At 41.3% G+C, this 19184-nt stretch carries 13 protein-coding genes; 9 read left to right on the top strand and 4 right to left on the bottom strand.

Going from position 1 to position 19184, the window contains the following annotated elements; genetic code table 11:
* The first annotated feature begins 130 nt into the window (after positions 1–130).
* The 7 genes from bsdcttw_RS20055 to bsdcttw_RS20085 all read left to right on the top strand — a co-directional run bounded on the left by bsdcttw_RS20055 (position 131) and on the right by bsdcttw_RS20085 (position 9437).
* Complete coding sequence (locus bsdcttw_RS20055; protein ID WP_185256574.1) at positions 131–814, top strand: response regulator transcription factor; 684 nt, start codon at positions 131–133, stop codon at positions 812–814.
* Positions 807–2102: a sensor histidine kinase gene (locus bsdcttw_RS20060; RefSeq protein WP_207726438.1), complete on the top strand. Its 1296-nt coding sequence runs from the start codon at positions 807–809 to the stop codon at positions 2100–2102. Before bsdcttw_RS20055 ends, bsdcttw_RS20060 begins: the two co-directional genes overlap by 8 nt.
* Positions 2103–2346: 244 nt before the next feature.
* Complete coding sequence (locus bsdcttw_RS20065; protein WP_185256576.1) at positions 2347–4563, top strand: ABC transporter substrate-binding protein; 2217 nt, start codon at positions 2347–2349, stop codon at positions 4561–4563.
* Complete coding sequence (locus tag bsdcttw_RS20070) at positions 4563–5438, top strand: carbohydrate ABC transporter permease (protein WP_185256577.1); 876 nt, start codon at positions 4563–4565, stop codon at positions 5436–5438. Before bsdcttw_RS20065 ends, bsdcttw_RS20070 begins: the two co-directional genes overlap by 1 nt.
* Positions 5439–5464: 26 nt before the next feature.
* A complete protein-coding gene (locus bsdcttw_RS20075; RefSeq protein WP_185256578.1) occupies positions 5465–6316 on the top strand; it encodes a carbohydrate ABC transporter permease in 852 nt (283 codons plus the stop codon).
* Between the two features lie 15 nt (positions 6317–6331).
* Positions 6332–8377, top strand: coding sequence for a biotin/lipoyl-binding protein (locus tag bsdcttw_RS20080; RefSeq protein ID WP_185256579.1), 2046 nt, complete (start codon positions 6332–6334; stop codon positions 8375–8377).
* Positions 8364–9437, top strand: a complete 1074-nt coding sequence (locus tag bsdcttw_RS20085; protein ID WP_185256580.1) for an ABC transporter permease — start codon at positions 8364–8366, stop codon at positions 9435–9437. The genes bsdcttw_RS20080 and bsdcttw_RS20085 overlap by 14 nt, the downstream gene beginning before the upstream one ends.
* On the opposite strand, the gene bsdcttw_RS20090 is transcribed toward bsdcttw_RS20085, so the two are convergent.
* On the bottom strand, positions 9434–9973 hold the full coding sequence (locus tag bsdcttw_RS20090; RefSeq protein ID WP_330602274.1) for a GNAT family N-acetyltransferase: 540 nt from the start codon (positions 9971–9973) through the stop codon (positions 9434–9436). The two genes, bsdcttw_RS20085 and bsdcttw_RS20090, sit on opposite strands and share 4 nt — an antisense overlap.
* Positions 9974–9998: 25 nt before the next feature.
* Positions 9999–14135 (bottom strand): DEAD/DEAH box helicase, encoded by a 4137-nt coding sequence (locus bsdcttw_RS20095; RefSeq protein WP_185256581.1) that lies wholly within the window; start codon positions 14133–14135, stop codon positions 9999–10001.
* A gap of 248 nt (positions 14136–14383) precedes the next feature.
* Here bsdcttw_RS20095 and bsdcttw_RS20100 point away from each other — a divergent pair, with 248 nt between their 5' ends.
* Together bsdcttw_RS20100 and bsdcttw_RS20105 are read left to right on the top strand one after the other, a co-directional pair.
* Positions 14384–16180: a methyl-accepting chemotaxis protein gene (locus bsdcttw_RS20100; RefSeq protein ID WP_185256582.1), complete on the top strand. Its 1797-nt coding sequence runs from the start codon at positions 14384–14386 to the stop codon at positions 16178–16180.
* 150 nt (positions 16181–16330) lie between these two features.
* Positions 16331–16951 (top strand): nitroreductase family protein, encoded by a 621-nt coding sequence (locus tag bsdcttw_RS20105; protein ID WP_185256583.1) that lies wholly within the window; start codon positions 16331–16333, stop codon positions 16949–16951.
* 175 nt (positions 16952–17126) lie between these two features.
* Here bsdcttw_RS20105 and bsdcttw_RS20110 read toward each other — a convergent pair whose 3' ends face one another.
* Both bsdcttw_RS20110 and bsdcttw_RS20115 read right to left on the bottom strand, forming a co-directional pair.
* On the bottom strand, positions 17127–18065 hold the full coding sequence (locus bsdcttw_RS20110) for a carbohydrate ABC transporter permease (protein WP_185256584.1): 939 nt from the start codon (positions 18063–18065) through the stop codon (positions 17127–17129).
* Positions 18066–18130: 65 nt separating this feature from the next.
* On the bottom strand, positions 18131–19078 hold the full coding sequence (locus bsdcttw_RS20115) for an ABC transporter permease (RefSeq protein WP_185259894.1): 948 nt from the start codon (positions 19076–19078) through the stop codon (positions 18131–18133).
* Positions 19079–19184: the final 106 nt, after the last annotated feature.

Below are 19184 nucleotides of genomic sequence, written 5' to 3' on the forward strand. Positions count from 1 at the left end.
CACTTCTTTCTTTACTTCTCTCTTTCTATTTTACTCTATAAGAACTATTTGGACAACATAATTTATTTCATTTCCGCTTTTATTGTGCTAAGATAATGCTATTATTATTTGGAACAAAGGGGAAATTATTATGAGAGTTTTATTGATTGAAGATGATACCGCTCTTTGCGAAGCAATCACCCTGCACCTGAAAAAAGAAGGTTATCAGACGGATATCTGTGGTAATGGGGAAGATGCCGTCTATTATATTGAAAAACACACACAGGATGTTATAGTTCTTGACCGGATGCTGCCCGGAAAAGATGGTTTATCCATCTTGAATGATATCAGAGACCAGGGAATTACTACCCCGGTTATTATGGTCACCGCAATGAATGGAATCAATGACCGTATAGACGGCTTGGACGGTGGTGCTGATGATTATCTGGTAAAACCCTTTGCTATGGACGAGTTTCTGGCTAGAATAAGAGCTTTGCTTCGAAGACCCCGAAACATGAAGAACACACCTCTTTTATCCTATAAGGATATTTCTCTTGATACCAGCATTTATATGGTGTCAAAAGGTGAAAAGCAAATCTCTTTATCTAAACGAGAAGGCGCATTCCTGGAATACCTTATGCTGAATCAAGAAAACATTGTAACCAGAGAACAAATTCTTAACCGCGTATGGGGTCTTAATACTTTTGTAGAAGATGGAAACATTGATAACTACATCAGCTTCCTGCGAAGACGGTTAAAAGCTCTTGATACCCATGTCTGCATTAAGACCGTACATGGCATCGGTTATAGATTGGAGTATTCCAGCCATGCTTAATGCCTTAAAGAGAAAGTTCATTCTACTATATACAATCTCAACCGGATTTATTCTGACCTCTGTACTGGTAATTGTAATGTTTAATTCCAATAACCAACTGCTCCAGGAGAAAGAGAACAGCTTTCTTTCCAGTTTTTCCGCAATTTCCAGAACTCTGCAGCTTAATAAGGAAATCAGCCATTTGTGGCTGTCCCAGATGGAAACGGAAAATCTGCTGCTGATACATATTGAAGATAACGGGACTCCCTTGTTATATCAGGGTGTAACAAACACTCCTACCAAACGTGAGCTTCTGTTACAGAGATTAAAAGAAGCTGCCCTTTTAGATAATATCAATACACTTGTGCGTCCTGTCTCCTTACAGGAACTGCAAAGCAGGACTTATCAGATAGAAGGACTTCATAAAGACCGTTATCTTGGAGCGGTATTTATTGTTCCTTCCGGAAACGGCTTTCGAAGCCTGCTCCTTTTACAATATTTAAACAGTAATCCCAGAAGCCGTTATGCACAGTTGCTTTTTGCAATTTCAATTGACCTTCTTGGTATTACCGGACTTTTCTTTGTAAGCCGGTGGATTGTGGAAAAATCACTATTACCAGTGGAAGAAAGCAGGCAGCAGCAGACAGAATTCATTGCTGCCGCTTCCCACGAACTAAAGTCTCCTTTAGCCGTTATCCGTGCCAATGCGTCGGCCGTTAAACTCGAACCAGCCTCTTCCTCCCGCTACCTTGAGGGAATTGACAGGGAGTGCAGCCGTATGGCACTGCTTATCGAGGATATGCTTCTTCTCGCTTCCGCAGATACCAACCGGTGGCAGGCCAAAATGGAATATATCGATATGGATACCTTATTAATTGAACTCTATGATACCTATTATCCTTACTGCAAAGAAAAGAGTAAAGAGCTAAAACTAATGCTGCCTGCGAATATACTGCCCAGGGTAAAAGGCGACAGTGTACGCATCAAGCAGCTTCTAGCAATATTAATCGACAATGCAGCCGCCTATACTGTCGCTGATGATACCATATTTCTTAAGGCAGGCTGTTATAAGAAGCAGCTGGTAATTGAAGTCGAGGATCACGGTCCCGGTATTGCGGATGAAAGAAAAAAAGATGTTTTCAGAAGATTCTACCGGGAGGATAAAGGAAGAAAAGATAAAAATCATTATGGTCTTGGCCTTAGTATAGCAAAAGAATTGGCAGAGCTTCATAAAGGTACTATTGGCCTTCGGGATACCTTAGGCGGCGGTGCTACCTTTTATTTTAGTATTCCTATTGATAATTCCTGATTTATCCGTGTAATTTATAATCTATGATATGAATGTCAAAAGCAATGTTTCAATCTGTATACAGGCAATTTGAGAAAGGCTGACCTTTTGACACTTATATCATAATCTATAATTTCGTGAGATTTTTTAGAGATTTGACTGCTATTCTATTACCTGAAAAGTGGTGAGGCATTTTACATACTTTATGTATCCGTCAACCACTTCAAAATGTCAGAAAGGAAGCTTATAGCAACAGGTAAAAAGAATGAAAAAAAGAACAGCGGCTTATTTTCTCATACTGACTCTCATTATAACGAGTCTTTTAGGATGCAGTCAGAAAGATAATATCCGTACAGACAATGAGATAGCAACAGATAAGGATACTTCTGTTCAGGAAAAAGGTAGATATCTTGAAAAAAAGATAGATTTACCGGAACTTAAGCAATCAGAAAGAATCCTGGATATTATACGAAATAAGGAGAAAAAATTTGAAGTTTACACCTATGACAGTACCAAATTCCTCTATAGCTGCTACACTCTGGGAGATGACTTAACCTGGAGTCATAGCGAGCCCGGATGGTTAAATAAAAACGGGTCAGATAAGGCAACCATCACCTGTATGTGCCTGGGTCAGGATGGCAATTACTATGCCGCTTTTTCTGATTACGATGCAGGCGGTAAAAGTTTTCTGATTAAGTCAGAGGAAAATGGCAGCCGCTCTAAAAAGGTTGACCTTCCCTATCTTATAAAACCGTCTAAAAAAATCAAAAAAGTAACCTATTATCCCAGTATTGATAAGCTTCAGGTACTGGTAGACGGCAATCTGGTAATTCATGACATGTGGCAGAACAACAAGCTGCAGGTATTTTCCCCAGATGGGAAAGAGCTGGATAATATATCTGCCGACACCTTGAAAAACTTTACAGTAAAAGACAATACTATTATTGCAATAGAGGCATCCGGTTCCGGTATCTTCCTTTACGATACCCAAACAAAGAATAAAACAAAGACCTATGATTATACATACAACGATAATGGTGCCGCTTATGTTCTTTTAGAAGATGGTACCTTACTGGTAGGCGATTCCGGCGGTATTCAGCGAATGATAAAGGACGGAACCATGTGGGAAAAAACCGTGGACGGTGCTTTGACTTCTATGAGTATGCCCAGTATCTATATCCAAGGCTTATATGTGGGCGACGAATCCCCGGAAGACTATTACGGAGTTTTCTCCGATTCAGGAAGCAGCTATAAACTTCTTCACTTTAGCTATGATAAGAATGTTCCTGCCGTCCCTTCCAATCAGCTTACCGTATATTCCTTAACGGAGAATAAAACCCTGCGCCAGGCTATCTCCCTGTACCAGGGAGAAAATCCCGATACGCAGATAAATTATGTAGCTGCCATGGGAGATGAAGGCGGAAATAAATCAGACTATATCAAAGCTCTTAATACGGAGCTTTTGGCAGGTAATGGAGCGGACATCATCCTGCTGGACGGATTGCCGGCGGATTCCTATATTGAAAAAGGAGTGTTAGCAGATATCTCCGATGTCATTAAACCCTTATCGGAGAGCGGAGAGATTCTTCCCAATATCGTAAAAGGTTATGAAGTCGATGGAAAAATATATCAAATGCCCCTCCGTTTTTCCGTTCCGGTTATTTACGGCAAAAAGGATGCTATCACTCATCTATCTCATATGAAGGACATCTCGGAATATATAAAGGCTTCTTCCGGTGTTCCTTATACAGGCCCCCTTACCTACCGTCAGCTGACACGTAACTATCTTGCCCTTTATCGGGAGGAATTCTTAACGGCTAACCAGCTGTCCGAAGATAATTTTACTTCCTTTCTTAAAAATCTAAAGGAAATCGCAGAGAATACCGGCTCGGTGGAAACTCTGAAAGACAGCGATGAGAATCAACTTTTCTGGGATTCCAGTAACACCTTTTTTGGAGTTAAAAAAGGTACAATCCAGACTGGTATGACAAATATTATGGATATCACCGGTTCCATGATGCTCTTTGCCCTTTTAAAGGATACTTCCCTGGACTACGGCTCTCTTAACAGCGCTTACATGCCCTCCGGCATAGCAGGATTAAATAAATCCGGCAAACATCAGGAGGCTGCAAAGGCATTTCTTAAATTCCTGTATTCCAAAGAAGTTCAGGATGCCGATCTTTATGAAGGTTTTCCTGTTAATAAAGCTTCTCTTGATAAGTGGTCGGAGGAAGAAAACAAAGATATCACTGCGGCAATGGGCGATAAAGAGGGTAATCAAATTGCTGCTAATTGGCCTGATAAAACAGACCGGCTCCGTTTATATAAAACGTTACAGAGTCTTAACAAACCTCTTAATATAGACGAAGAATTGGACAATATGCTGACAGAGCAAATAATTCCCTACTTAAAAGGTGATATTGACTTAAGTCAGGCAGTATCTGCCGTTAAAACGAAAGTCACCACCTATTTATCAGAGTAATGGGTGATAAAAAAAGCAGCAAAAAACACCTCCTGCAGCAAAAGGAAGCAAGAAAAGCCTGGCTTTTCCTGCTTCCAAGCCTGCTTGGGATTACTGTTTTTGTACTGCTTCCCTTTTCTGACGTCATTCGCAGGTCTTTTTGCGAAGCGATGAGCCAGAGCTTCACCGGTTTATCCAATTATAGAACCGTACTTGCCAATAAGGCTTTTTTGCTGGCTGTTAAAAATACTGCAAGGTTTGAGCTGCTCTGTATTCCTCTGCTTTTGAGCCTTTCTCTTATACTGGCTCTGCTTTTGTACTCCCAGCAAAAGTATGCCGGTTTTTTTAAGACCACATTTATGATTCCCTTGGCGATACCAGCGGCTTCTATGGTACTTATTTGGAAATTGCTGTTCCATGAAAAGGGCTTGCTGAATGTGCTGCTCCTGCACTTTGGTATAACAGGCAGTGACTATATGAATACCGATAAGGCCTTTTATGTACTGGTGTTCAGCTATCTCTGGAAAAACACCGGTTATGATATGGTATTATGGCTATCCGGTCTAAATGGGATTAATCCTTCTCTTTACGAAGCAGCAGATGCGGACGGTGCGGGAGCCTGGCAGAAATTCCGTTATATCACCTTTCCCCTTCTCACCCCTTCCCTTTTCATGATTGGTATTTTATCTTTTATCAACTCCTTTAAAGTATACCGGGAGGCTTATCTGATATCGGGAAACTACCCCCATGAAAGCATATATCTCCTGCAGCATTTGTTCAATAACTGGTTTACTTCCCTGGATATACAGAAAATGTCCGCAGCTGCCGTCCTCTACGTGCTTTTCTTTGTCGGACTGTTGTCCGTATTACAGCTATTTGACCGGGATACTGAATGAATTAACTATTCCTATATGAGGTTTGCATGAAAACACTAAGACTTACTGTAAAAACAACAGGTTTATTCCTGCTTGCCCTTGTTGTCTGGATTCCTATTATAATGATAGTAAACGGCTCCTTTATGGGCAGTGACGAACTTTCGAGAAATACCGGTCCGATTTTAAGAGATACTGCCGCAATGGCTGACTGGTCCTTCCTTCCCCTCTACCCTACCTTAAAGTCTTATGTAGAACTGTTATTTGACTCTCCCGGGTTCTTTGTAATGTTTTGGAACTCCTGTCTCCAGGTGATTCCCTCCCTTTTAGGCCAGCTGCTGACTGCCCTCCCTGCAGCCTGGGCCTTTGCCCGATTTGATTTTAAGGGAAAGAAACTGCTTTTTACTATGTATATTTTATTAATGATACTGCCTTTTCAGGTTACTATGGTTTCAAGCTATCTGGTACTGTTCAAGCTTCATTTAACAGGTACCCCCCTTGCCATTATACTGCCCAATCTTTTTTCTGCCTTTCCTGTTTTTATTATGGTGAAATTTTTCCGGGATATCCCAAAATCCCTCATTGAAGCTGCTAAACTGGACGGCGCAGGGGAAGGATACATCTTCTTTAAAATAGGAATCCCCCTTGGTTCCTCTGGGATTTTCTCAGCGCTGCTGCTGGATTTTTTGGAATACTGGAATGCCGTGGAACAGCCCCTTACCTTTTTATCCCAGAAGAAAAATTTATGGCCCCTGTCATTATACCTGCCTGCTATATCCGCTGAAAATGCCGGAATTGCCTTTACGGCATCGGTGGTTACCATGGCGCTGTCATTGCTTTTATTTCTTTATGGGCAGAGATATCTGGAGCAGGGAATTGCCGCCTCCGGCTTAAAAGGCTGAGAAAGGACCATTATTATGGAAAAACAATTAAAAAGATTGATAATTGGATTTTTTATAGCAATGCTCACCTTCACAATCGTATCAAGAGCTGCCGCATCTGTTATGGTTGCTAAAGTAAGTGTTGCCTCTGTAAGTGATAGCCGCTTATCCTATGATGTATCCGGAACAGGAACTGTAAAGGGAAGTTCCGGTAAATATATACTTCTTCAAAATAACTGCCGCATAGCAAAGGTTGAAAAAAATGTCGGAGACACAGTAAAAAAGGGTGATGTATTATTTCGTTATGACCTTCCAAATCTAAAAGCCCAACTAGAAACTTTAAATGGGGAATTGCAAAAACTTAAACTCCAATATGAAAAGAGCAGTCTAAGTACAGTAACCGACAATGGTAACCTCGACTTACAAACTGCACTATTACAACAAAGTAATGCGAAAGAAGATTTAAAAGAAGCAGAAGTTGCTCTAAGTGACATCAAGAAAACTTCCAAAAAGAAAAAGCTGGAAGAATACAATGCCAGTAAAGATGAACTGGCAGATATGAAAGCCGAAAAAGATACGGCTTTGAAGTCCTTTCAGAGAGCTTTAAAGGACTCTGCCGACTCTCTGGCAGCCCTTGAGGAGCCCCAGATGACATTAAACGGACTCTTAAGCGACTATAAAGAAGCTATTATAAGCCGCCAGGAGGAAACCATTACTGTTCGTATTAACAATATTTTTGATTTTTACTATCAAAAAAAATACAAAGAACACAAAAAGGAAGTAGAAAGTGCCCAAACCAATCTTAAACGAGCGAAAGAGGATCTGGCGGATATTATCCGCAAATGGGATGCGGCGATCAATTATTGGGATCAATACTCCGATGACCCCGCTACGAAAAAGAACTATGTAATACAAATTGCTTCCAGAAATTCAGAAGTTCAAAATGGAAATCGTGCCGTAGAAGATGCCCAGAGCAAATTGAACGAACTGACAGACGAGGATACAAAACTTAATAATGCCCTGCAAAACTACCGGAACGATCTGCAGACGAATAACACCCAAAAAGCAGATGGTTCCTATCAATTGCTTTACCAGCTTATCCTTGAAAAACTGGATATCAAAGACGAGACCCTTCTCTCTGCAAAGACGAAAATTGAAAGAGCAAAAGAAGATCTAGAAGATCAGGAAAATGAATGGAATGAAAAAATAGCAAAAGCCCAAAAGAAAGCAGACCTCCTATCCGGTGATCTAAAAGCAATGGAAATGGGATTATATGATTACGGCAACGAACAAAGAGAGGGAGAAAATGCGGTAGAGGCAGCGAAAAGAGCTCTGAAGACAGCCGAGCTTTCCCTGGAAAAAGTGAGAACCGAGAATGGTATTAAGCAGGAAAATAAAGAACAGGAAGAAAAAGGTGAAGCGATAGACCTGGCAGGTCTTAAGCTGGATATTGATAAAAAGGAAGCAGAAATCCATAGCATAACCGCAATTATAAATAAAAAAGGTTACATAACCTCTCCTGTGAACGGAGTTGTCAGCCAATCAGGCTTAAAATATGGAATGCTGGTATCAGAAAATGTAAGCTTTATCATCTCCACCGGAGGATATGAGCTTTCCATGACGGCAAATGAAAAAGAAATGAAATATTTTGTTTCAGGAGACGAGGTAAAAATCAGGAAATATAACAGCAATACCCCTCTAACCTCAACCCTTGAATCAATCGGACTCCCTGATAATAACGGCCGGGTCACATTTACAGCCCTTCTTCCGGAAGGGAACTATAAGGAGGGTGAAAGCCTGGGTTTTCAGCTTACTAAGACTTCGGAGGAGTATAACAAATGCATTCCCATTAGTGCTATCCGGCAGGGTTCTGATAACAGCACTTATGTACTGCTGGTTAAAGAAAGGGACAGTGTTCTTGGAAAAGAAACCGAAGCCTTTAAGATAAATGTCACAGTCCTGGATAAGGATAAGAATACAGCCGCCATAGACGCTTCTATCTCTGAAAAGGACTCTATTATAACAGATAGCAATAAATTCGTTGAGGAAGGGGATCGGGTGAGATTGAATGAAACGGAATAAATGCTTTATCATTCTATCTGTCTTTCTGCTTATATCACTCTTTTTCACGTGGTATACCTTGAAAAAAGCCTCTTTTTACAGAGATGCTTATGCTGGCATTGGTATCCGGATTAAACCCGGTGCCGGTATAACGGAAGATGACCTGTTAAAAGCTCTTCAACAGGAAGAAACAGAAAATGCAGGGCAGATTCCCTCTGTTACTGCCTGGGTGACAAAGGAGGCGAAGATTCAAAATACTTTTCTAAACAGAAAAGCAAAGGTAACGGCAGTTATTACGGCGGGAGATATGAGACACACGATACCTTCTTCCTTAATAGAAGGGGGGTACGTTTACCAGGATGATTATAACGGCTGTATTATTGATACAAGGACCGCATATTCTCTCTTTGGATCTCTTAATGTTATTGGAAATCAACTATCCTATAACAATAGAAGTTATTACATCCGGGGTATTGTAAAATCCAATCTTCCTTTGATTATGATACAGGGTTTTCAGAAATCACAAGTCTATAATAATCTGGAATTTAACTATAAAAACAATGACAGGGCGGAAGCATTAGCCTCCGCCTTCCTTCAGAAATATGGTCTTGCAGTAAAATATACCAGTATTGACGAAAGCTTCTACGCCCGGGCTGTCTCTGCACTTCTGGTACTTCCTATCTGGCTTTTCTATGCCTTTATCGCCTTTTATTTCTTCAGGTTGTTCATGAGAAGCCGCAGGGAGTTTAAACCTGCAGTCTTTCTGGGATTAACCGGTATTCTTATTCTTACGGTATTAGGTTTTGGGCACCTTCTCTTTCAGTATGGAGGAAGCCCCTTTTATCTGCCTGAAAAAATAATACCAACAAAATGGTCCGACTTTGATTACTGGGTACGGCTGGGAAAAACAATCAAACAGCAGATCTTCCAAATGGATTATCTGACACCAAACCCCAAAGATATTCTGCTAAAAAAAGGGCTTTCAAATCTATGGCTTCACTGCCTTGTTTCAGTGTTAATCTACCTGCACCTATTGAATGCCCTGACCAGCTGCCTAAAGAATACGAAGGGCTGCAGCTAAAGCAGCCTTTCGTACAGTTTGAACCAATCCAGTCCATACTCTCCATAACCTAAGTCAACTGTAGCGATATACTCAAAGCCGCTGCTCTCATACAGTTTTATTGCCGGCATGTTCTTCTCATAAACATCGAGCCTGATTGATCTTAATCCGGCTTTTTTGCAATGGTCAATAGAAAAATCCATTAACGCTTTTCCTATCCCACACCCCCTGAACTTAGGATGAACCGCCAAAGTATGCACCACGACAATCCTTTCGTAATCATCCTCACTCTTCCAGGAGACAGTATGATAGGCTTCTTCCGGCTTGTGGCTTAATTTGATTGTACCGGCAATTTTACCATTACATCTTGCCACATAGAGGCAGTCTTCTTTTAATCCTTCTTCTGCATTTTCTCTCACCGGGTAGACGCCTCTTAACCATCCCGGATAATTTATTCCGGCAGCCAGCGCATCATTTAATTCATTATATAGTGTCTCAAGCTCATCCAGGTCATTTATATTTCCTTTTTCTATTAAGACATTCTCTTGTTTCATCATCTGTGTCCATCTTTCTTATTATTTATTATTCCCTGTATAATACATAATCCTGCATTTCTTTGATAAAACCGCAGCTCCTTAGCACTTCTGCATACTCTTCCTGATACTCTTTGACGATAAGTCTTTTGATGGCCGGTAAATATCGCTTCTTATGAAATCCCTTCACGAAGATTTCCATAAGTGCCAGCCCTTCGTCTTTATCAAAAATTCTAAGACTTCTCCCCTGCCGCTCCATTACCGCAATAACTTGTCCAGCCTTTAGTGCGACATAGGTTCCCGGAATATTCATGAAAACCTTTTCCTTTTCATGAGCCAGGCTCTTCCCGTAGGGATTTGCCGGGTCAATGGCCGGTAGCCATAGAATCTCATCTTTAGGATGTTCCATATTATACATGGTTCCTTCAAAGTCTTCCTTTCGAATAAACTGAACTCCGGATAAGCCCTTTACAAAATACCCCCGTCTGTACTCTCCTGTATATTCACCTATTCTTAATTTCTCCAGGGCATCTTTCCAGGTGATTCCCGATACGGTTTCCCGGCTAAGAATAATATTACGGTCAAAGAGCCGCTCCAACTCATCTTCTTTTGAAAGCTTCTTTAGCGGCCTTACAAGCTCCCAGCGCCCCGTGGTCATTGCCTTGGCATGTATGCCCACCCTCTGTCTTACTGTTGCCTTTTGCAATTTCTCCTGATTCAGCCACCAGCGTACCGGAAAAAAACTGTCAGTGCATACAATTCCCTTGCCAGCCATGTTCAGCAGCACTTCAAAAGGAGATTCTCCCCCCAAAAGATCCCGAAAACGCTGCATAAAGCTGGCCCCTCTCGTTAAGAGAGTCTCATAAATTAATTTTTCTTTTTCTGAAAGCAAAGATATATCTATATCGGGATGTGCATCCCAATCGATATCCTCAAAGGAATGAAAGGAAAGTCCCTCTTTTTCCTTCAGTCGCCAAAAGCAATTACCTTGGGATAGAAATTTATCTAAAAGTTCTTCCCTGTAATCTGACACCCTCCCAGGAAGAAGATGTGATTCCCATAATGCAGGAGCAAAGCTCATATTCCTTAACTGCCTGACAGCCTCTTCAAGCTGTGCCTCCTTGCTGCCGGAAGTAAACGCCTTCTCTGACACAAGGGCTGCATAACGATTCTCCGGCAGGGTCTTTATCTGCTCTCTGCGCTTCTTTATGGTCTCCTTCCTGGCTTTGTCATAAAGTGTTGCATGATAATACAAGCTATCATCTTCTACTGCTTCCTCTTTTCTGACAAGCTCTCCCAGTAAATAAGCTGTTTTCTCTAATTCAAAAAGATATCTTTCTGCCACTTCTTCCATGGTCTGAGGCCCTTTGTAGCGAAGGAGCCTTCTAATAACTGCAAGTCTTTCTTCATCTAACCCTTCTTCCAGGACCTTCTTATATTCTTCTTCCTGTTCTTTCGCTATCCAAAGCCCAGGTTCTATATAGAGAGCTTGCTCCCTTTCTACCAGAATTTCCAGCCATTCTATGGGGATATCCAACTCACCGGCAATAAGGTCACCTTCAATCATGAGCAGAGTATGAAGCTGTTTATAATCTTCCGGTAGCTTTGTTCTTAAGGATACTTTTTCTAATTCTTCCTTGGCAGGAGAAATCATCTCTGCCTGTTTAAGCGCATCTTCTACAGCCGAGTAAACTCCCTTCGTGGTTGGTGCATAATCATACATCATGGCAGCTTCCGTTTGCTGTCTGAAGGGAAGGGACATGGGAGAAGGCATATCAAGATGCATTTCGATCACTTTAATTTGTCCGGAACGAATACCTGAAAGGATATGCACTAACCCTTCCATATCCCAGTAATCTTCCAGACACTCCCGCTTCGTTTCCCTGATAAGGGGATGATTTTCCTTTCTTACAAGAGAGTCCAGCATATCGGCACTTCTGATTCTCTGCAGCCAAAGGGGGGTCCTGCCCTTTTTCTTCACTCCCATCATAAGTGCTCTGCTGCAATTATAACGAAAATTTATGTTAAACAAAGGTGTTGCCATCAGGGCAGCTTCTAATACTGCTCTTGCAGATGAAACATCAATCCCTTGCAATACCCTCTCCGGTATATCTTCGGTACCAAACGGGAACAAAAGAAAACCGTCTTCATCGTCACAATACCCCATATTCATCCCGGTCATCTTAACAGCAGCATGCTGAGCCAGGATTGCGAAAGGTGCATTTATCTTTCGCCCGAATACTGAGTGAACCATAAGCTGACTGCTTCCGTTATAATCTCTGAAATGCTCCACAAGAATAGTGGTATCATCCGGCAGCACTCCCGTTACTTCAATCTGATGCTTTAAGAAGTCCTCTGCTCCTTTTGCCGCAGGACCATTTAACCCAAGCTTTAAAAGCCTGTCATATAGTTTTCCATCCTCGTAACTTTCCATCAGTTCTTTCAATAACTTGCCAAAAGCAATTCCGGTTCTAAGACCTCTTCCCTTGATTTCTCCTTTCCAGAAAGGCAGCCTGGCACTTGCGGTGCTTGCTTCTGAAACAATTACGCTGTCTTTGTCAATTCTTTCAATCTTCCAGGCAAAGGTGCCAAGAAGAAAACGTTCTCCAACCCGGGACTCAAAGATGAATTCTTCATCCAGTTCTCCCAGTTTTACACCACTTTCTGTCCGGACGGTGTAAAGACCTCTGTCGGGTATCGTTCCGCCCGCCGATACGGCAAGCATCCGGCTGTAAGCATCCCCTTCCACCTTTTCATGGATTCTGTCATAGAGCAGCCTCGGGCGGACAGGGAGTTCTCTTTCATGTTCGTAATCACCTGCTAACATAGAAAGAATATCCTTAACATCTTCCTTACTCACTTGAACAAAAGGATATGCCCTTTTTAAGATTTCCATTACCTCATCTACTTTGTAGCCCTCCCCCGTTGCCATGGATACCAAGTGCTGAGCCAAAACATCAAAGCATAGCCTGGGCGGATTCGCATATTCCACCCCGCCCTGCCTTGCCACTTCTGCTGTCAGTCCGCAGTAAAGCCCTTCGGAGGCAGCTCTGGGGAATATATGCATTACACTGACACGCCCGGGATTATGTCCGGCTCTGCCCAACCTTTGAAGTGTACTGGAAATAGAACGGGGGCATCCAATCTGAAATACCTCATCAATATCTCCTACATCAATGCCAAGTTCCATAGATGAGGTAGCACATAATAATCTGAGGTTTCCACTTCTTAAGGATTCTTCCACTTCCTGCCGCTGTTCTTTTGACAGACTACCGTGATGGGTTCTGGCAAATCCGTCTCCGCCAAGACGATTCATATAATAAGCCAGCTTTTCTGCATACCTTCGTCCTTCCACGAAGGCTATCACACTCCTGGTCCCGGAGCAATAATCAAATAGCGACGCAGCAATTTCCTCCCATATTGGATCTTTACTCCCTTTCTTTCCATAGGGAAGCGGATTCGTAACTTCGATTCGTACAGCTTTTTCCATCCTCGGTGCCACAATTGAGACCGGTTCCGGCGAAAGGTACGAAGCTGCCAGTTCCAGGGGTTCTATGGTAGCAGAAAGTCCGATTCGCTGCAGTGGTTTTTCACAAAGCTTATCTAATCTTGCAAGGGAGAGCATCATATGAGCACCTCGCTTGGTATCAATAAGAGCGTGAAGTTCATCTATAATAACCGCCTTAGCAGTTTTTAGCATTGTCTGACCAGATTTACTTGTCAGCAGCAGATAAAGGGATTCCGGTGTTGTAATCAGGACATGGGGCGGCGTCTTTATCATAGTTCTGCGCTCATTAGGGGTAGTATCTCCCGTACGTATGGCTATATTTAAGTCATAAGGCCTGTTATTCTTACTGCCTGCCTTAATTTCCTCTGTGAGAATACCATTTAAAGGTTTCTTTAAGTTCTCCCTGATATCTCCTGCAAGGGACTTTAAAGGTGAAATGTAGATAAGCTGCAGCTCCTGCTTTAAGGTTCCTTCCCGTGCCTGAGCCTTTAGTCTGTCTAAAAATACCAGGAAGGCTGACAATGTCTTGCCGGTACCGGTAGGTGCCGAAACAAGAGTATTGTTTCCCGCAGCAATCGCGGGCCAGGCTCCCTCTTGAACCTTGGTGGGTGCTCCAAGATTTTCGGAAAACCATTTAGCGGTAAGCGGATGAAAAACAGACAGGGAATCAAAGCTCAATGCCCTATACCTCCTTTCGTTGTATTTCAGATAATAACCTTATTATACCAGAAACATCTGTTTGATAATACCAAATTTTATTATGACAAAAACCTTTCAGTGACCGAATGAGTTTTCAGACATTATGTCGATTAATATGGATATTGGGATAATTTTAGCCAATTAGTAAAAAACTTGCTGACAAAATCATTCTGCCAATTTATAATATAGGTAACGTATTTTAAATAAAAACAAAAGAGGAAGTACATATGAAAACCTATAAGATGAATATAACCAAAAAATTGATACTGGGCGTATCGAGTATACTGATTTTATCTCTTTTAGTAATTTCTGTTATTGATTATGCAATCTCACTTCATGAGATTGACCGCTCCAATGATATTATATTAAAAAATTCTATTGAAACATCCATGTATGAAATCAAAAAGAATTATAGCTATGCCAAGGGAGACGCTGCCTTAATGAACGAGGAGCAGGCAAAGCAGGCATCCCTCTCCACCATAAATGAATTTGTTACAGGTGTAGCAGCCGATGCCGACAATTCCGACACCGATGGAACCTCCAGCGCCACACTCAAGGCAGGCGGAGAGAGTTCGGTTATAAGCCTGGGAAATAACGGATACTTCTTTATTACTGATTCCAAGGGCAACATTGTATATCATCCATTTTTGAAAGACAATATCTATAATTTAAAATCCAAGGACGGACGTAATATCATTCAGGATGTTATCAAATTAGCTCAAAGCGGCGGCGGCAGCCTGCATTATTCTCTTACAAACAAGGATAGTTCAGTATCTGAGAGCAGAACCGTATATACAGAATATTTCCCTGAATGGGATTGGGTCGTAACTGCTGTTATTTACGATTCCGACCTTCTTAGAGGTCCTTCCCGTATACTTTATACCAATGCCATTTCCTTAGGTATTATTCTTGTTATTTCACTATCTATTATTGTTATCTTTGCAAGAAGAATTACTTCTCCTATCATAAAAATAGCTGCTTCTCTGGGACGTGTTTCAGAAGGTGATTTAACTGTTGATAAGATTTATGTCAAAGCCAATGATGAGACCAAACTTCTGAGCGAGTCCGTCAATCACTTAATAGACCGTTTTCATGACATGGTTATGTCCATTACCCAGTCCGTTGGCAGTCTAAGCAGTTTTGCAGCAGAACTGCGTTCTTCCTATAATCTAGCCGCCGAAGCAAATAGCGCTATTACTGCTTCTATCGGGCAGATAGCCAGTGCCAGCGACGTACAGGTTAAGGAAATATATAACGGGGTATCTGAAATGGACGCTCTCGGTGACCACATCCACCAAACGGCAGATAGAAGCAGAAATGCCTTATCAACCGCAGATCAGACACTGCTGTTAAAGGATAGCGGTCTAGCTTCTGTCAATGCTTTAAAAGCAGCAAGCCTTGAAAACAATGAGTCTTCAAGAGAACTGGAAACTGTGATAGGCAGTATGAATAGGCAGGCACAGGAAATCGGCACTATCGTAACTGTAATCGCCCAGATAGCGGAACAAACAAACTTACTTGCACTTAATGCCAGCATTGAAGCTGCCAGAGTAGGTGAACAGGGCAAAGGATTTGCCGTGGTTGCCAGTGAAATTCGAAGCCTGGCTACAGGAACAGCTGAGGCAGTGGATAATATCAGTAAAATGGTTTTCGAAGTGCAGCATCTTTCAGAAAATGCAGAGTCTTATGTAAAGAAAAATGCTCTAAGTGCAGAAAACATAAGCAATACTGTTTCTCACACAGAGAATGCTTTCCACCAGATTGCAGAAGAATTGCAGAAATTGGGTTCAGATATTAAATATATTGCTTCATCAAATAATTTAATCAATCAGAAAAAAGACAGTATGGCTGCTTTATTAAAAGATTTCTCTAAAGAGACAGAAGAAGTATCAAGCTCTATTGAGGAAATCACCTCTTCTTCCGATCAGCACACACAGGTTATGGAGAATATCTCTGACAGTGTTGCTATGCTGCATGATATGTCTGAGAGCCTTGCAAAGATGGTTTCTGTGTTTACTGTTTAGAAGTGGCGGTAATTAAAGATTGGGGAACGGACGATAAACAGACGGTTTGTTTTGAATTTGGTTACTCAGGGGCCTATTCCACTAAAGCTCCGGAAAATAGAACTGACAGACAAAATAGTGCCTCATTAGAACTAGAAAGGAAAACAAAAGATGAATGAATTTTTAAAGGTAGTAACTGAAAGAAGATCTGCCAATAAATTTATAAAGGGCGTTAAGATACCGAGAGAGGTTTTCGAAGCAATCTTTGAGAATCTATCCCAGGCTCCTTCTTGTTTTAACTTGCAGCATGCACACTATTATGTTGGGGAAAGCAAAGATATTATAGAAAAGCTGTATCAGGCAGCTTACAGACAATACAAAGTAACTACTGCTTCCGCAGTTATTATCGTAACCGGAGATTTAGACGCTTATAAAAAAGCTTCCGATATTTATGAGAGTTCCAAAGCTTTGAATATTATTGATGAAGAAGAATATGAGAATATGCTCTCATCTATCTTTTCCCTGTATGAAAACGGAGGAGAAGCGTTCCAAAGAGATGAGGCTATCCGCAATGCTTCTCTTTCAGCGATGTTGTTTATGCTGCTTGCAAAGGACCAGCAATGGGATACCTGTCCGATGATTTATTTTGACAGTGATAAAGTAAAGGAAATCTTTGATATGCCGGAGAATGAGATTCCTGTACTTATGATTACCATGGGAGAAATGGATAAGACAAGCTTTCGTGTAAGAGGCTATCGAAAGCCTCCCAGAGAATATGTAACTTATAAATAGTACATATGGCCATTCTGCCAAAGACTGCAAATTTAGGCAACAGGCGCAAAGCTGTGTTTAAAATATCATATCTTCACCTAAAACTCCATGCTATTTCCCGTGCCTATTACCAATTCAGTAAGAATTTCTTTTTAGGCTTATGAGAAGATAGCATGGAGCTTTTTTTGTCTATATCCTACCCTTTTATTGAACCTACATAGACACCTTTTACAAAGTATCTCTGCAGGAAAGGATAGATAACTAATATGGGTGCCGTAGCAACTACAATTACACAGTATTTTACCAGTTCTCTATAGGCGGTGGCTCCCTGGACACTATTGATGGAGATTCCTCCTGCGCTTCCTACCGTTGCTGTTGAGGAATCATTCGTTACTAATATTTCTTTTAATAAAAGCTGTAACGGAAACAGACTTCGGTCTTTTAATAATACCATGGCATTGAACCAGGAATTCCAGTTACCTACCAGATAATACAAAAGAATTACTGCAAGTACCGGCTTTGAAAGAGGCAGGATGACCTTAAGCAATATTTTGGCTTGGGCTGCACCATCCATTACTGCCGCTTCTTCTAACTCCTGTGGTATTGCTTGAAAACCGGTACGAAGTATTATCATATTCCAGGTATTCAGGGCTGTAGGAACCAGCATTGCAAGTACATTATTATAGAGTCCTATCTGTTTCATCAGCAGGAACCAGGGGATTAAGCCACCTCCAAAGAACATGGTGATGGTAATAAGAATCATAATAGGTGTTTTCCATAACAGCTCTTTTCTCGAAAGGGCATAAGCTCCCATTATGGTAATCATCATATTAATAAAAGTCCCCAAAAAAACATACACTGCCGTATTACGAAACCCAGTGAAAATACTGTTGTCCTTAAATATGAGTTTATATCCGTTTAAAGTAAATCCAAGAGGCTTAAGCAGCAGCCCCTGGTGTACCATCAGTTCATTGGGATTACTCACCGACGCAAATACTATATGCAGAATCGGGTATAAACATATAATTGTAAACACCGCTAAGAATCCGTAATTAAATGTATGAAAGCCAACATTACTCCACTTCCATTTACCGATGGTCTGTTTTTCCCTATATCCTGAATCTGTATCCTTCATATTATAAACCTCCATAGTGTGTATGAAATAAATCTTTTAATGAAAATTAAAGTACAATCTTCACACTACCATATACTGATTTCCGAGTATTTTTTTGCAATCTTATTGGTAGCCCAGAGTAATATGAAGTTTATTACCGCACTTACAAGGCCGACAGCTGTTGCAAAACTGTAGCTTGCTTCCTGTAAGCCTCTTCTGTATACATAAGAAGCAATTACATCTGCAGTATCATAGGTCAATGAATTATACAGTAAAATAATCTTTTCATGGCTGGAGCCCATTAAGCCGCCCACAGCAAATATAAATAGAATAATAATGGTAGGCCGTATCTGCGGCAGCGTGATATGCCACATTTTTCTTAGTCTTCCGGCACCATCTATCTCAGCTGCCTCATATAATCCCGGATCAATAGAGCTCATGGCAGACAGATAGATAATACTGTCCCAACCCACATTCTGCCAGATTCCGGAGAAGGTATAAATCGGCCTGAACATCTTCGAATAACCAAGCAGCGAGGAGTGTTCCGTCCCTGTGATAAAGTCTACCACCTGAGTTATAATTCCGCCGGACTGGGTAAAGATATGAATCATACCAGCTATAACTACTAATGATATGAAATGCGGCATATATGTAATCGTCTGAACGGTTTTCTTAAAAACCTTGCCGCGTACTTCATTTAGCAGCAGCGCTAAGAGAATAGGGGAAGTAAATCCGAAAGCCAGTCCCCATACATTTAACATAAGAGTATTCTTTATCGTGCGAAAGAAATAGGGCCCGGTAAAAAACTCCTCAAAATACTTAAGTCCCACCCACTTACTGGCTGCAAAGCCAAGAAGCGGTTTGTAATTCTTAAAAGCTATGGTTATTCCCCACATTGGTCCATAGCAAAATATTATGTACCAGGCTAAAACAGGTATGATCAGCAGATATGCAAAATAATTCTTTTTGAAGTCCTTGCGTATCAGGTCTAAGGTCAAACTGTTTTTCCTTTTCCTATCATTTCTTCCATTCATCTTATCCAAAGAGGCACCCCCTGTTTTTGCCTGAATTCCTCAAAGAAACTGCCGGGCTGTCTAGACAAGCCTCACCGCCCGGCATATCTCTTTTATGTCCTAAAAT

Source organism: Anaerocolumna chitinilytica, from assembly GCF_014218355.1.
Lineage (GTDB): Bacteria > Bacillota > Clostridia > Lachnospirales > Lachnospiraceae > Anaerocolumna > Anaerocolumna chitinilytica.